Origin of the sequence: Marinilactibacillus sp. 15R (assembly GCF_001895285.1) — a bacterium.
In the GTDB taxonomy this organism is placed as follows: domain Bacteria; phylum Bacillota; class Bacilli; order Lactobacillales; family Carnobacteriaceae_A; genus Marinilactibacillus; species Marinilactibacillus piezotolerans.
In genome coordinates this window covers 2,545,675-2,562,433 of record NZ_CP017761.1, presented here as the reverse complement: position 1 = coordinate 2,562,433, position 16,759 = coordinate 2,545,675, and the positions used below count along the sequence as shown (strand labels likewise).

Sequence of the window (16,759 nt, the reverse complement as noted above, 5' to 3'; positions counted from 1 at the left end):
GACTAAAAAGGAGAACTTATTATGGAAGGTGTCGAATCAAAAAAGCAGAAGTCCATTGCAGTAATTGGTGGTGGTCTAGGAGGTATATCAGCAGCTATAGCATTAGCACAAAGTGGGTATAAAGTTGATTTATATGAAAAAAACGAACATATTGGTGGAAAATTAAATCGTTTGGAACGTGAAGGATACGGATTCGATCTTGGACCTTCGATTTTGACTATGCCATTTATTTTTGAAAGATTATTTTTAGTTAGTGGTAAACGTATGGAAGACTATATACCTATTCAAAAAATGAACTTGCAGTGGCGTTCATTTTTTACCGACGGAATCACAATTGACCTATATGAAAAACTTTCAGATATGAAAAAAGCCAACCCTTACTTAAATGAACAAGATTTGATAGAGTATCGTAAATTTTTAGAATATTCCAAGTCTTTATATGAGGTCACTGAAAAAGGATATTTTGATAAAGGATTAGATACATTAGGTGATGTATTAAAATTTCATGGACCTTTATCAGCTTTAAAAGACTTCGATGTTTTTTCTACTATGTCTAGTGCAATTGAAAAAAGAATCACTAATCCGCATATGCAGGAGATGCTAAAGTACTATATTAAATATGTAGGCTCCTCAGCCGATAATGCTCCAGCAATTATGAATATGCTTGCATATATGCAGCATGACCAAGGTCTATGGTATATTCCTGGAGGTATGCATAGATTAGGAGAAGGATTGCGTACCTTAGCAAACGAAGTGGGAGTGTCTATTCATATTGGCAAAGAAGTCGTTAAGTTGAACAATGAACAAACCAAAGAGATTCATTCAGCTGAATTATCAGATGGAAGTCTTGTTGAAGCAGATTATTTTGTCTCGAACATGGAAGTAATCCCGACGTATAAATATCTACTTAATGAAGACAAAAAGATGATTGAACAGCTGGAACAAAAATTTGAACCTGCTGCTTCTGGTATGGTTCTGCATCTTGGTGTAGATCGTCTTTATCCACAATTAGCCCATCATAATTTCTTTTTTTCAGAAGATTCTGACCGAAATTATGAGACAGTCTTTCAGCATCATGAATTACCTGAAGATCCAACGATTTATTTAGTAAATGTCAATAAAACAGATCCTGCACAAGCACCAGCAGGTCATGAAAATATTAAAGTTCTACCACATATCCCTTATATTCAAGACGAACCGTTTACTGATGATGAGTATGCTGCTTTAAGAGAAAGAGTATTAGTAAAATTAGAAAAAATGGGATTGACTGATTTACGAAAACATATCGTATTTGAAGATATGTGGTTACCGGAAGATATTCGGCAAACGTACTACTCCAATCGAGGAGCCATTTATGGGGTAGCTGCAGATAAAAAGATGAATAATGGATTTAAACATCCTAAACATAGCGAACATTACGATAATCTATATTTTGTTGGAGGATCTGTTAACCCCGGTGGTGGAATGCCGATGGTTACTCTAAGTGGACAACAAGTAAGAGATATGATCGTGAAAAAAGATTATAAATAAACTCAGATTCAATCAGCTGGAATGATTGATTTTATTGTTTATTTACTATAAAAAGTCACTATAAAGGAGGGAAAACATGTTCATTTTTTTGTGGATCGGTTTACTGTTGATCATGTTTTCGTTGATTAGTGGCTTTTTTATATTATTTAAAATCCCATATATATCATCTCAAGAATTGGATGATACAGTTCCGATACCAACTATTTCAATTATCATCCCTGTCAGAAATGAAGAAAAAAATATCGTTAATCTTCTTGATACATTAAACAGACAATCGCTTCAGCCGCAACAGGTCATTATAGTGGATGATGAGTCAACAGATCATACTGTTGAGGTAGCTTCCAAGTATAATGTGGAAATCAAAATTAAAAATCAAACGCAAAACGAAGAAGAACTCGTTGGCAAAACAGCAGCTTGTTACAGGGGCGCAATAGGCGCAACAGGGGAGTTGATGATATTTATGGACGCTGATACTTTTTTTGACCATGAAGATGCACTGAGAAACATTATTGCAGAATTTAAAAAGCTTAGTTACTCAGGGTTATTTACGATTCAGCCGTATCATCGTACTGTGAAGTTTTATGAAAAATTATCTGCCCCAATGAATATGGTCGTTATTGCAGGATTGAATTGTTTTACTCCTTTGAAAAATGTATTCAAAACCGGAGGAGCTTTCGGACCATTTCTAATGTGTTCTGCAAAGGAATATACGCTGACCGGAGGACATAAGGAGATACTCGGTTCACATCTGGATAATTTTATGTTGACGAAACTCTTTCAGGATCATAATCTTTCTGTATACAATTTTGGTGGAAAGGGGTCTGTTTCTTTTCGTATGTACCCAGAAGGACCGAAACAATGGTTACTTGGGTGGTCAAAAAGCATTGCAAGTGGTTCAAGCAATACACACCCGCTGATAATGTCAGCTGTAGGCTTATGGATAGCGGGTGGATTGATCATTCCGTTTTCAATAGGGTTCAGTTTACTGATAAATCCTTCTGTCTGGTTACCTGCTTTTATTTTTCTTTATTTTTTTTATGCAGGTCAATTTTTATGGTTGGCACAGAAGGTAGGAAAGTTCTCTAACTGGTTATTCTTGGGTTATCCAATGTTATTGGTATCATTTATTATTGTCTATTCATGGTCATTCATTCAGGTACATATCTTGCATTCTGTATCTTGGCGTGATCGTAAGATAGATGTTTAAGAAAGGAGTTAACTACTATGACACTTTCTCAAACAATGTTGCTGTTACTATTAAATATTGGTATCTGGTTTATTATCCATATGTCTGTATCTATATCGCTGTTGTTTTTGCCTAAAAATCTTTTCTTAACTAATAGTTTGTTCAAATTTCTGTTTAATTCTTATGATTGGGAAAAAAGAGGACAGTTCTACGATATAGTCTTTCTAGTAAAAAGGTGGAAAGATAAGTTGCCAGATGGCGCTTCCCTTTTTAATTTAGGTTACAGGAAGAAACACTTACATTCTTCTAATAAAAAAGATATCGAAGAATTCATCATGGAAACTAAGCGTGCTGAACTGACGCACTGGTTGATCATGCTATTAGTTCCGCTATTTTTCTTGTGGAACCCCTCTTGGGCAGCTTGGATAAATGCGATTTATGGAGTCAGCATCAATGCGCCATTCATTGTGATTCAACGATACAATCGACCAAGATTGGAACGAATCAAGCGACTTAAAGAACAGAGGATATAAGGGCAAGATTAATCATGAGATATTTATTGTCAGAATGCCAAAATAAATCTATGTAGGAGTAAGTATATGAATCAGTTATTTAAGATTGATCAATCAATTTTTATTAGAACAGTTACATTAAAAGTTAAAGATCTAGTTAAAGTAGCTGACTATTATGAACGAATAGGGTTAAAGCGATTAACTGAGACAGAGCGAGAAATAACTTTAGGAATTAGTGAGTTAAAACCGCCACTATTGATTTTGAAGAAAGTGCAAGAGCCTAATCCACCAAGAAAGGTTGCAGGTTTATTTCATACTGCATTTTTACTTCCTGAAAGAAAGGATTTAGGTAATGTATTATATCATTTACTAAGTGAACAGATACCGATAGAAGGTGCTTCAGATCATGGGTATAGTGAAGCTGTTTATCTACGAGATCCTGAAGGAAATGGAATTGAAATTTATAGTGATAAACCAAAATCGAAATGGGATATCAAGCCAAATGGTAGAATAGCTGGAATCACGATCGAAATGGATACTGAAGGTGTTTTAGCAAGCAGAGATGAAAATGCTGCTGCCTTATTTCCTGTGCAAACGATAATTGGTCATGTCCACCTGTCTGTTTCAAGCTTAGAGGCGACACAAAATTTCTATGAGAAAATTTTAGGAATGGATTTAAAAGATAGATTTGGTGAACAGGCAAATTTTTTTGCAATGAATGGTTATCATCATCATATTGGAACAAATATCTGGTTAGGTAGAAACCTGCCAGCACCAAGTGAAAAGGATTTGGGATTAGAGGGATTTTCAATTATTGTTACCTCGAAAGAATATTGGCTTAATTTAAAAGAACAACTAAAATCCTGCGGAGTAAATGTTATGGAACAAGGTGAAAATAGGTTTGCGATTATAGATCCTAATGGTATAAAAATTAAATTTTTAAAAAATAGTCCAGATAATAGCCTATAAAATTGATTTTAGAAAAGAAAGGATGAAATGATATGCCGATTACAGATTATACAGTGACAGATATGTCAGAAAATGAAATTTCTCTATCTAAGTATGCTGGAAAATCATTATTGATTGTAAATACCGCCAGCCAATGTGGACTTGCATCTCAATTAAAGGATCTTGAAAATTTGTACCAGGACTATAAAGAGAAAGGATTTGTAGTCTTAGGATTTCCCTGTAGCCAGTTCATGAATCAAGAACCGTTAGAAGGAGAAGAAATAGCAGAATTCTGCCAAATGAACTATGGAGTTTCTTTCCCACTGTTTGATAAGATCAAAGTTAATGGAGATGAGACGCATCCTCTGTTTAAGTATTTAAAAGATCAGACAGGAAATAAAATGATCAAATGGAATTACACAAAGTTTTTGATTGATGCTGATGGAGAAGTAGTAAATCGGTATGCTCCTACGACTAGTCCAAAGAAAATAGCAAAAGATATTGAAAAATTACTTTAAATTGAATTGCTTAAAACAAAGATAGTTTACTAAGCAGAATATCTAGTCTGTTTAGTAAACCTTTTTTGTAACTATTATTTCAGGTTAGATATCAAATATAGAAAAACGAATTGTATTTATATAAAAATATAAAGTGTTTATATTAGAAGAGAAAGGGCAGATTTATGGTTTCAGTAATGTGGTTTAGAAGAGATCTAAGGTTAGAAGATAATATTGCACTTGCGAAAGCATTTGAAGAAGCGGAGCAATTGATTCTGGTTTTTCATATTAATCCAGAACAATTCTTGGAAAATAGCTTGAATCATGATGCTTTTTTTGCGAGTGTATGGCATTTTAAAGAAGTACTGAAGAAAAGCGGACTACATTTACAAATATTATATGGGGATATAACAAAGAGTTTTTCTGATCTGAAAAAATCATTTCCTAACTGGTCGGAAATTTATTTTAATAAGGATGAGAGAGGTTATGGAAAACAAAGGGACGATAGAATGAGAGAGTTTTTCAAAAAACATGAGATAGCCGTTCACTCTTATATGGATCATTACTTACATGGAGCGTATGAAGTACAAAATAATTCTGGAGATCTTTATAAAGTTTTCACTCCTTATTATAATAAGTGGATTGAACTAGAAAAACCGACCCCTATACAGGTGATGATTAATCCGAAAAAGGTACTTAAAGAAGTTTTATTCAAAGAGAACGAAGAAAAATTAGAAAAAATGGTAAAAGAATCTAGCTTGAATATTCACTATCTGCCTGGAACTGAACAAGCAAAGAAGCAGTTAAATAAGTTTATTGAAGAAAAAATTGACAAATATAAAAAAGCAAGAGATTATCCTTTCGAAGATAATACAAGTCGATTATCTCAGTATCTGAGAACAGGGGAGATCAGCATACGTACTGTCTGGAATGCAGTGCAAAAAGAAACAAGCTCCGAGAGCCAGAAAACTTTTTTAAAAGAATTATGCTGGAGAGATTTCTATCATATGATTTATGTAGGTAACCCAGATCAGAAAATGAAGCCAATAAAAACTCAGTTTTCAAATATTCAATGGAATAATGATAAGGAACAATTTGAAAAATGGAAACTTGGTCATACAGGTTATCCACTCGTAGATGCAGCTATGAGACAATTGAACGAAACCGGATGGATGCATAATCGGTTGCGCATGATTGTTGCATCATTTTTAACTAAAGATTTACTGATAGATTGGCGTTGGGGTGAAAGATATTTTCAGAAAATGCTGATTGATTATGATGCTTCAAGTAATATAGGAGGCTGGCAGTGGGCAGCTTCGACAGGTACAGATGCAGTGCCTTATTTTAGAGTGTTTAATCCCACGACTCAGTCTGAAAAATATGATCCTTCAGGTAATTTTATCCGTAAATATGTAACAGAGTTAAGTGCTGTTAAAAATGAGTACATCCATGACCCGGAGAAAATGAGCAAAGAAGAACAAGAAGCGGCAGGTGTAATAATGGGTGAGCATTATCCTTATCCTATAGTCAATCACTCTGAAGCTAGAAAAAGAGCTATATCCGTTTTTGAAGAGAGTAAGGATATAGTTCAATAAATAGGAAAGCCAATGTGCTCGTAGAAGTGCATTGGCTTTTTTTCATCTATATCTTTTCCCGATGATTATCATAATAAAATTACGAATTTTTATTACTATCTTTTGCCATGATACAGCAGTCTAAGATTACTCGAATTCGTACTATGTGAAGATTCTCTTTAAAAAAATAAAAAGAGCAACAGAAAATCAAACAAAAAAAGCTTACTATATAGTAGTTTTTGAATAAAATAAAAAGAGAAGGAAAAGAAATCTGAATAAATTGTTGACTATTTCACAATATTATTATATAGTTTTAAGTGTAATGAAACGGAGAAGAAACATCCTATTTTAGTGCATTCTCTCCTTCTTCTCCTCCTTTCATTAATATAATAATATCCAGAGTTCAGTTCATAGCTTTTCTATATACTTATACTTAGTTAGCGATATAGCAAGTTTATTGATAATGAACTCTTATAAAGATAGATCTGCACAAGTTCAGTGACTTCTAAACTTGTGTATTCATAACGGGTATCCCTTACCGGGTGATAGCTGAGAAGTGAAGGTGTGGCCCTTCCTTCTCGCTGCACTCTAATTACTTAGTGTATTTAATTTTAAAAGGCAATTACATAGTTACAGCAGTAAAAGAAAGTAATTAAACATAGAGATTTCAAGAATTTTAACACACTATAATAGAACAGTCCTGAATAATTTAGACTGTTTTGTTCTAGTGTGTTTTATTTGTGTATTATCTAGTGTATACTAACGGTGAAGTTTCAAGAGCCATTATCTTGAAAGGAGAACAGGAAATGAAAAGAATAGAGCGTATCTATGAATATGTCATTAACAATACTAAATACTACTCAAAAAAGGAGTTAGAATTAAAACAAGGTATTACGACGAAAGAAATTTCTGATGCATTAGATATCCAGCGGAGTAATGTCTCAAAAGACTTGAACCTATTGGTCCGAGAAGGAAAACTTTATAAAGTTGAAGGTAGACCGGTTAAATATATCGATATCAAATTAATGCAGCATAAACCATTTTCAAAGTATGTATCTAGTTATAAAGAGACACGACCTGAAGATATTGAAACAGATCAGGGTATTCATGACTTTGCTTTTTCTTCAGATGAAGATATCTTTCAGACCACTATTGGGGCTACCGGTAGTATGAAGAACGCCGTTGAACAAGCCAAGGCAGCAGTTTTATACCCTCCTAAAGGTTTAAATACTTTAATTACTGGACCTACTGGTTCTGGTAAATCATTTTTTGCACATGCAATGTTTAGATTTGCTCAATCAAATGGAATGATTGATCATTCAAAAGAGTTGATTGTATTTAACTGTGCCGATTACGCTCATAATCCTCAATTATTGATGAGTCATTTATTTGGTTACTCAAAGGGTGCTTTTACGGGCGCAATGGCCGATAAATCAGGACTTATTCAACAAGCCGATGGGAGTATGCTGTTTTTAGATGAAATTCACAGACTACCTCCTGAAGGTCAGGAAATGATTTTTTATTTCATGGATCACGGAACATATAATAGAATGGGAGAAACAGGAAAAGCAAAGCAAGCATCTGTAAGAATTGTAGGAGCTACAACAGAAGATCCCGGATCTGCCTTATTAGATACTTTTATGAGACGAATTCCAATCAATATTCATCTGCCTTCTTTCAAACAAAGACCAGCTAATGAACAAATCGATTTAGTGAAGCTGATGGCAGGTATTGAAGCAAATAGAATACAAAGAAGAATCAGTTTAACAGAAGATGTTGTTAAAGCATTGATCACTAGTGTGAATTACGGGAACGTAGGTCAACTAAAGTCGAATATCCAATTAGTTTGTGCAAGAGGATTTATGCATCAAATGCAGAAAGAAGAAGTGAATTTAACAGTTAATGATCTTCCGGATGGTATCAAAGCAGGATTGATCCAACTTTCTTCTGATAGAAAAAGGCATACTGAACTATCCAAGTATCTTGAGCCTGAGATTAGTGTTTCACCTAATGAATCTTTCGTAAAAATGACAACAGACGCTTATGAATTGCCTTATAATCTTTATGACATAATTGGGGATAAAGCTGCGCTCTTAAAGGCTGAAGGATTAGATCAGGAATCAATTAATCATTATATATCAACGGATATTAATGTTCATTTAAAGTCTTATTATAGAAATCATGGTTTCTCTTTTAACACAGAATCAAAATTGGCAGAATTTGTTAATACTGAAGTTATCCAATTGACCAGAACTTTATATGATTTAGTAAAACGAAGATTAGGTGCTGAATTTCAGCAGAATTTTATTTATGCAATGAGTTTGCATATTAGTTCTTTTCTGAAAAAGATTTTCTTAGGTGAAGAGCGTAATATAAATCATAATATTAAAGAAATGGCAATTGATTTCCCGGCAGAATATGAAGTAGCAAAAGAAATCAGAAAAATTATTTCTGATGAAATGCATGTAACGATTCCGGAAAATGAAGTATATTATCTTACCGTTTTACTCGTCTCTTTGAGAGATGAACAAGCCCAGGGGAAAGTGGGCGTTATTGTAGCAACACATGGACAATCTACAGCTAGCAGCATGACTAGTGTGGTAGAAGAGCTTCTTGATATTGAGAAAATCAATTCAATTGATATGCCCTTGGACATGCCGCCGCAAACAGCTTATGAACGGATCAAGCAAGCTGTAATAGAAGTAGATGAAGGAAATGGAGTACTGTTGCTGGTAGATATGGGTTCACTTTCTACTTTTGGTGAAAAATTGATGGAAGAAACAGGTATTTCCGTAAGAACAATTGATATGGTATCAACCGCTGTAGTACTTGAAGCGGTTCGGAAAGCTTCTCTTGTGGATACAGATCTGAACACATTATTTGAATCACTCAAAAAATTTAGAGGTTATGTCGATACAGTAAATAACAAACCATATGATCTATCAATAAAAAATAAAAAGAAACAAATTATTTTAGCTGTCTGTGCAAGCGGTGAAGGGACAGCCCAAAGAATCAAAGAATTAGTAGAAAGTGCACTTGATAATAATCTGGAAACGAATCTAAGTGTTATAGCTTGTTCAGTTGCTGAATTAAAAGAAAAAAGAGAAAAGTTGAAAAAAGATTTTTCAATTGTAGCAACTACTGGTATTCTGAATCCCAAGCTGGATGCTCCCTTTATTCCATTAGAGCAGTTTATTGAACAAGATGTTGAAGTTGTTTTGAAAGATATTATTTCTCAAAACAGCATAGTATCATTCACTCCAGAAGTAGACGAAGGAAACGCTAAAAGACTATGTCAGAATTTTATAGAAGAAAGTTATACATTTATAAATCCCGCGAAAGTAATTGATCCATTATGGATATCTGCAAAAGAATTTTATGATCTTTCTGATGAGAGAGAAGGGAATTATGCTTTTCATATTAATTTAATTATGCACCTAGCAGGTGTAGTAGAGCGAACCGTTTTAAATGAGACACTAACGATAGATTCAGACTTAGAACAGATAAAGAGACATCCACTATATTCTGAAATAAAAAAGGTTATCATAAAACTTGAAAAGCAATTAAATATTAAAATTGCATATAGTGAGTACTATTATCTTTATCATTATCTGGAAAATGGTTCTATGGTAGATGAATTAGATGAAATTGATTCAATTATTGAAGACTAAAGATAAATGTAGAACCAGCATTCATACAGATAGGGAAAGCCGATACTAGTCAGGCAATCCGATTTTTAATTAGTGTTTAATATTTGATTATATCAAATTAGTATTAACTGGGAATTTTAGCAATAAAAGAGACCAGCTGATTTTTGGGAAGGAATATAAAAAGAAATGATGGATATAAAATTAGCCCGGATTGACGATCGCTTGGTTCATGGGCAAGTTGTAACAACATGGACAAAGATCACAGGGATCAGTAGAATTTTAGTTGTAAGTGATGAAGCAGCAGGTAGCGATCTAAGAAAATTTCTACTTAAACAAGCTTCACCTCCCGGTGTAAAAACGAACGTGATGACAGTAGAGAAGCTTATAGAAATTTCAAATCATAGCTTACTGGATAACGTAAAAGTTATGCTGTTATTTACTAATCCGACTGATGTATCACAGCTGGTCAAGGCTGGTCTGCCAATAGATAAAGTTAATATTGGTGGCATGAAATTTTCACATGGGAAAAAGATGATTACAAATTTTGTTTCAGTGGATGAAACAGATATTGAAGCATTTAAATTTCTTAGCCAGCAGGGGATCGAATTAGAAATCAGAAAAGTACCAAGTGACCGAAAAATAAACTTGATAGATGTGTTGAAAAAAACAGAATAGAAAGACTAGGTGCGAAACGGGTACTGACATATTTTTAGTATCATACTTGTGAAATAGACTGTTTTAGCCATATTTAAAAGCTATGCCCTCTTTTTTAGGAGGACATAGCTTTTTTGTATCACTAGTCATATCGTTTTCTTTTGGAAGAAGCAGGAATATCTAATTGTTTACGGTATTTTGTTACCGTTCTTCTAGATAAATCAAAGTTTTCTTTTTTTAATAGATCAGCAATTTTCTGATCTGAAAGAGGCTTCTGTTTATTTTCATGTTCAATTAATTTTAACAGATGCTGCTGTACAGAATGAGTTGAAAAGGAAGTATCCTCATCAGTCTGATGATTTCTGGATAGGAAATATTTAAACTCGTATGTTCCAAAATCAGTTTGAATATATTTTCCGTTAATGGTGCGGCTAATTGTTGATTCATGTAAATTAAGCTCTTCAGCTAACTCTTTAAGTTGTAAAGAGACTAAAGAATGACTTTTACCAAAAAAGAAAGATTTTTGTTTCTGAATGATAGCAGTTCCAACGCGCAATATTGTTTCTTGTCTTTGCTTTAGATTTTCTTGAAGACTTTTATATTCTTTCTGTTTATCTTTTACATAATTTAAGACTTCCTTATTGTTATGCTCTTTAAGTTCAGTTGCATATCCCTGGTCAAACTGAAGTATGGGAGTGTTCTGTTTAGCTTCCCTTATAGTAAGTTCTTTTCCGTTCAGTTGGACGATGAGATCGGGTCGGATCGTATAATCTAACGGATTAGAAAAGTCATCTCCGGGGCTTGGGTTTAACTTTTTAATATAATCAAAGACTGATTGAATCTCTTGTAAAGTGACATCATATCTCTTAGCTATCTCTTTCCACTTGCGATCAATAAGATCGTTAAAAGATTCTTCTAATATAATGTAAGCTGTCTCTGGTGCATTTTGATCCCGTTCAGTCTGGAGCATCAGGCATTCCTGTAGAGATCTAGCAGCGACTCCAGCCGGTTCAAGTTGCTGAAGCAAAACTAATGCATCTAAAAGCAAAGTTTCATCCGTATTAGTTTCTTTAGCGGCTGTCACAAGTGTTTTTGAACAGTATCCCCGCTGATCTAATTGGTTGATCCACCAGAACATCATTTCTCTTATCAGCGTGTCTCTATAAGTCATAAGAACTTGCTCAATTAAGTAATCACGTAAACTGCGTTTAGTATCGGCGATCCAGCTCATGTCTTGACCTGCACCAATTGAATGCATTTTTGATTCTGGCATTTTGACTTCTAAAAAAGGATTGTCTAGCATCTTTGAATTTAGAAATGTAATCAGTTCATCTTGATTAAAGCTTAAAAGTTGGATTCTTTGAAGTAATAAAGGACTTAACTGCTGCTTTTGAGATAAATCATATTGTTGACTGAATCCCATTTATAAATACTCCTTTCTTGAAATGTAAAATATATATATTATTTTGTGGCCTTTCTGTCTCTATAGTTTAACACAAATGAATAAAAGACAGCAGTAGGGATAAGATATCAATACAACAAAAAAGTGGATGGGACAAAACTAGTTAAAAAGTAAAACCCCGTCAAATCAAGGATTGAATTTTCTTGATTTGACGGGGTTTTTTAATTGTTCTATACTTCAAATTCTGGCTCAACGGAGACTTTTGTCCCGTCCTCTTTTTATTTAATTGATTATATATTATAAAGAAACACTAGAGGGTTCCATTGCCTCTTTTGGTACACCGAATAGATAAGTAGCTACAAAGCCACCAGCATAAGCAGCTAATAATCCGAGAACATAAGCCCACCATAAATTATTGACGATCAAGGGAATAAGAGCTACACCACTTGGACCAATCGCGCTAGCTCCAACACCACCGAACAGACCGATGACTGCACCGCCGATTCCGCCACCAATACAAGCAGTAATAAACGGTTTGCCAAGCGGAAGAGTAACTGCATAAATTAAGGGTTCTCCAATTCCTAAGATACCTACAGGAAGAGCTCCTTTAATCATAGTAACAAGCTGTTTATTTTTTCGAACTTTGACCCATAAAGCTAATGCAGCTCCGACTTGTCCTGCTCCAGCCATTGCAAGGATGGGAAGCAATTGGGTAGACCCAGTTTGTTCAATCATAGTAACATGTACAGGTGTTAAGATTTGGTGTAATCCAAACATAACCATTGGTAAAAATAATGAACCTAGAACAAAGCCGGCAAATGCTCCACCTACACTTAAAATCCAAGAAATAAATCCAACTAAGTTAGCAGAAACAAATCCTGCTAGAGGCATGATTAGAAAGATCGTTACTAATCCTACTGTTAGTAAGGTAATTGTTGGTGTAATAATAATGTCTATTGAATTTGGAATAAACTTACGTAATTGTTTTTCAACAAGAGAGAGAATCCATACAGCGAAAATGACACCTATAATACCACCTTGGTTTGCTGTTAAAGCTTCCCCGGTAAAAATATTTGGAAGAGGCAGATCTTCGCTTATACTAGTTAAATAAATCATTCCTCCAACAATCCCGCCAAGTCCTTCAGTAGCTTTGAAAACTTTTGCTGCATTTATACCTACATAAATATTTAAAAATCCGAATAATGCCCCTTGTATTAGACCTGCTATGGAGACCATATACTCCCAGTTTTCTCCAGCAATTACTCCAGCCGTTAAAAGATTAGTAAAAATTGACGCAATTCCTCCGATTATCCCGGCTCCTACAAACGCGGGGATCAATGGTATGAAAATACTAGCAATAGATCTCAGAACTTTTTTGAAAGGAGACTGTGGATTATGTTTGCCTTTTTGTGCTGCTTTATTTTCAGCAGTTAGCTGATCAAGGTTATTAATATCTTTAGAGAATAATGCTTGATCCTCAGATGGAGAACCTTCTTCCTCTACAGCTATATCAGCTAGTGTTCCCATTTCGTTTGCTACTTTTGCAGCTAGACCAGGCCCTAAAATGATTTGATACGTATCTTCTTTAACTGTTCCAAGGACCCCATTAACTTGCTTAACTTTTTGGTCATTCACTTGACTAAAATCTTTGACGTCTATTCTTACACGAGTCATACAATTGATCAGTGAATTGACATTATGAGTACCGCCAATTTGTTCATAGATTTCCTTGGCGATTCTTTTTTCATCTTGCTTTACCATGCTATTCCTCCTATTGTAAATTTTATGTAATTCTTCCTACGATATAATCGTATCAGATAAAAAAAGAAATGCAATAAAAAACCTTTTCATTTTTGTTTAAAATTTAATGAAATAATATTTCATGATTATTTTTGATTTAACTTAATATTCTAAAGTGGATTTTAGATATAAAGAAGATAATTAGGAGAGTTAATTTATTGGGCTGTGATATACTAATTTTAAACAAATACATAAGTGGAGGTTAAAATAGTGAAATTTCAAGAGTATACGTATAAAAGACCGAGTTATGATCAGTATAAGAAACAAGCCGCTGTGTTAATTGACCAGGTTAAGTCATCAGATTCAGCAGATGCTGAAATTGTGGCCGTCAATCAAATGTCGGATTTAATGTCTTCCGTAGAAACGATGATGACATTAGCTTCTATTCGGCACTCAATTGATACAAAAGATGATTTTTATGAAAAGGAAGATCAGTATTGGAATGAGTACCTGCCGCTTTACCAAGAAATCGATACAAATTTTTACAGAGCAGTAACGAATTCTAGATATTATGATGATATTAAAAGAACTTTCCCTAAAACATTTATAAAACATATGCAATATGAGCTACAATCTTTTGATAAGTCTGTTATTGATTTGCTTCAAAAAGAAAATCAACTGAGTAGTGACTACCAAAAGCTAATTGCATCTGCACAAATTGACTACGATGGTCAAAAATTGAACTTATCTCAATTCGGTCCTTACTTACAGGATACGGATCGTTCGATTCGAAAATCTGCTTCAGATGCACAATGGAGTTTTTTTGAAGAGCATGAACAAAAAATCGATGAATTATATGATCAACTAGTGAAAACAAGAAACCAGATAGCAAAGAAATTAGGGTTTAAAGATTTTGTGGAATTAGGTTACGTTAGAATGAAACGTTATGACTATAATCGGGAGATGGTCGAAGTTTATCGTAACCAAGTCTTAGAATATGTTGTACCTGTAACGACTGATTTAGCTGAAAAACAAGCTAAGAGAATTGGTCTGAAAAGCATGAAACACTATGATACTCCCTTACAGTTTTTAAATGGAAATCCTGTACCTAAAGGAAATTCAGATGATATTATTGATCAAGGAAGAAAAATGTACCACGAATTATCCTCACAAACAAAAGAGTTTATTGACTTCATGTTTGATCATAACTTGGTAGACTTACTCGCGAAAGAAGGGAAAGCAAGTGGAGGGTACTGTACTTATCTTCCGGATTTCGAGTCTCCATTTATTTTTGCTAACTTTAATGGTACATCTGGTGACATAGACGTTTTGACTCATGAAGCTGGGCATGCCTTTCAAGTATTTCAATCCAGATGGATCAATCAGCCGGAGATTGTCTTTCCAACTTATGAAAGTTGTGAGATCCATTCAATGAGTATGGAATTTTTTACTTATCCCTGGATGGAACTATTTTTTAAAGACCAGACAGAAAAATACAAGTTTGATCATTTGAGTAGTGCGTTACGCTTCCTGCCATATGGAGTACTTGTAGATCATTTTCAACATGAAGTATATGAAAATCCTGAGTTGACACCTGATGAGCGAAAAGCAGTCTGGAGGAGACTTGAAAGACAATATTTACCTGAGAGAGATTTTTCAGAGAGTGAATTTTTAGAAAAAGGAACGTTCTGGTACCGACAAGGGCATATTTTTGATTCTCCATTCTACTACATTGATTATACTCTAGCGCAAATCTGTGCGCTTCAGTTCTGGAAACGGGCACTAGTTGACGAAGATGATCAAGCATGGAACGATTACCTTGAAATCTGTCGAGTAGGTGGAACACAAAGCTTCCTTGAAATTATCGAAACAGCACACTTACGCTCGCCTTTTGAAGAAGGATCTCTAAGAGGTGTTGTTGAGACGATTGCCAGTGAATTAGATAAAGTAGACGATACCCGACTATAATTTTATAAATAAAAAGCGTTGCTTTCTTTTAATTAAGGAGCAACGCTTTTACTATTGATCAAGTTCATCTAATGATTGTTTAAGATTCTCAGTTTTTTCTATTTTTTTATCCAGTTCAACTTCTAATTCCTTTAGTTCATTTTCTATAAATTCTAATGAATTGTATGCTTGAGATAGATCAGTAGTCAAATTTTCTGATTCCTTCTCGTGGTAAGCATTAGGGTTAAAAGTACCATATAACCACCATGAAAATGATAAATCAAATGGATGATTTTCAGGTAGTTTCTTTATTTTCTCTTCTGATAAGTCGATCCACATTTGAGTTTCAGGTTTATTTCTTCTAGTAATAGAAAGCTGTTCATCAACTGTTTCCCAAAAGCCGGTTTGTTCCATAAAATCAGTCCACGGATAAGTCACATGGAGGTAATGATCATCTTTATCTTCTTCCCAAAGTATGAGATAGCGAGTTTGATCTTCATTTTCGTAAAAGTTCCATGATTCTACTAATTCATCTTTGAATAATGATTCTGAAACTGGAAAAGGATAGTAAGCCTCAAAAGGAAATATAGTTACTGGGAATTCTTCATTTAAGTAAGTGCGCTTGATCCATTCCTGTTTACGACCTAAATCATCTATCTTAGACCAGCTGGTCGTTTCTGCAGAAGGATTTTGAGATGAGATAAGGGATGAAAGATCTTGAGTTTGTCCCTCATATAAAGTTGTCAAGTGAGTCATACTGATTTTTTTTATTACTTTTTGAGTAGAATAATTATCAGATTGAGTATTGGCTCCTACAAACTCGACATTCGGTAATGCTAATGCTTGCTCCATAGCGTATTGGAGTATCTCTGTACCGTAATTCCGACCTCTGAAACGAATGTCACTTCTCAAACGACCTAGCATCACCTGATGATTTGCAAAAACCGTATATCCTGCAGTACTTACAAGTTGCTCATCTATAAATAAACCAAATAATCTGCTGCCATCATCTGTTAATCCTGGATAAATATTAAGCATATAATCTTCTTTTAAACCAGTTTGCATTGATTTGTATAGGTTAAAATCTGATTTAGTCAATAGTCTGATTTCTTTTGTCAT

At 34.3% G+C, this 16,759-nt stretch carries 12 protein-coding genes; 9 read left to right on the top strand and 3 right to left on the bottom strand.

What is annotated here, in order from left to right:
* Nucleotides 1-21: 21 nt before the first annotated feature.
* From BKP56_RS12540 to BKP56_RS12505, 8 genes are all read left to right on the top strand, one after another.
* Nucleotides 22-1,530, top strand: a complete 1,509-nt coding sequence (locus BKP56_RS12540; RefSeq protein ID WP_072695526.1) for a phytoene desaturase family protein — start codon at nt 22-24, stop codon at nt 1,528-1,530.
* Nucleotides 1,531-1,606: 76 nt separating this feature from the next.
* The gene (locus tag BKP56_RS12535; protein WP_072695524.1) at nt 1,607-2,737 is read left to right on the top strand and encodes a glycosyltransferase family 2 protein; all 1,131 of its coding nucleotides are present in this window, start codon (nt 1,607-1,609) and stop codon (nt 2,735-2,737) included.
* Between the two features lie 17 nt (nt 2,738-2,754).
* Nucleotides 2,755-3,249, top strand: coding sequence for a hypothetical protein (locus BKP56_RS12530; protein WP_072695522.1), 495 nt, complete (start codon nt 2,755-2,757; stop codon nt 3,247-3,249).
* A 66-nt stretch (nt 3,250-3,315) separates the two neighbouring features.
* The gene (locus BKP56_RS12525) at nt 3,316-4,197 is read left to right on the top strand and encodes a VOC family protein (RefSeq protein WP_072695520.1); all 882 of its coding nucleotides are present in this window, start codon (nt 3,316-3,318) and stop codon (nt 4,195-4,197) included.
* 32 nt (nt 4,198-4,229) lie between these two features.
* Entirely contained in the window at nt 4,230-4,694 is a 465-nt protein-coding gene (locus tag BKP56_RS12520; RefSeq protein ID WP_072695518.1) for a glutathione peroxidase, read from the top strand.
* Between the two features lie 164 nt (nt 4,695-4,858).
* A complete protein-coding gene (locus BKP56_RS12515; protein WP_072695516.1) occupies nt 4,859-6,268 on the top strand; it encodes a cryptochrome/photolyase family protein in 1,410 nt (469 codons plus the stop codon).
* A gap of 785 nt (nt 6,269-7,053) precedes the next feature.
* Entirely contained in the window at nt 7,054-9,918 is a 2,865-nt protein-coding gene (locus BKP56_RS12510) for a sigma 54-interacting transcriptional regulator (protein WP_072695514.1), read from the top strand.
* Nucleotides 9,919-10,086: 168 nt separating this feature from the next.
* Nucleotides 10,087-10,572, top strand: a complete 486-nt coding sequence (locus tag BKP56_RS12505; RefSeq protein ID WP_072696188.1) for a mannose/fructose/sorbose PTS transporter subunit IIB — start codon at nt 10,087-10,089, stop codon at nt 10,570-10,572.
* Between the two features lie 121 nt (nt 10,573-10,693).
* On the opposite strand, the gene rpoN is transcribed toward BKP56_RS12505, so the two are convergent.
* Together rpoN and BKP56_RS12495 are read right to left on the bottom strand one after the other, a co-directional pair.
* The gene (gene rpoN, locus BKP56_RS12500; RefSeq protein ID WP_072695512.1) at nt 10,694-11,974 is read right to left on the bottom strand and encodes an RNA polymerase factor sigma-54; all 1,281 of its coding nucleotides are present in this window, start codon (nt 11,972-11,974) and stop codon (nt 10,694-10,696) included.
* A 276-nt stretch (nt 11,975-12,250) separates the two neighbouring features.
* A complete protein-coding gene (locus BKP56_RS12495; RefSeq protein ID WP_072695510.1) occupies nt 12,251-13,714 on the bottom strand; it encodes a PTS transporter subunit EIIC in 1,464 nt (487 codons plus the stop codon).
* A 249-nt stretch (nt 13,715-13,963) separates the two neighbouring features.
* Between BKP56_RS12495 and BKP56_RS12490 the strand changes: the two genes are divergently transcribed.
* Nucleotides 13,964-15,661, top strand: coding sequence for a M3 family oligoendopeptidase (locus tag BKP56_RS12490; protein ID WP_072695508.1), 1,698 nt, complete (start codon nt 13,964-13,966; stop codon nt 15,659-15,661).
* Between the two features lie 51 nt (nt 15,662-15,712).
* On the opposite strand, the gene BKP56_RS12485 is transcribed toward BKP56_RS12490, so the two are convergent.
* Nucleotides 15,713-16,759, bottom strand: a complete 1,047-nt coding sequence (locus BKP56_RS12485; protein WP_072695507.1) for a GNAT family N-acetyltransferase — start codon at nt 16,757-16,759, stop codon at nt 15,713-15,715.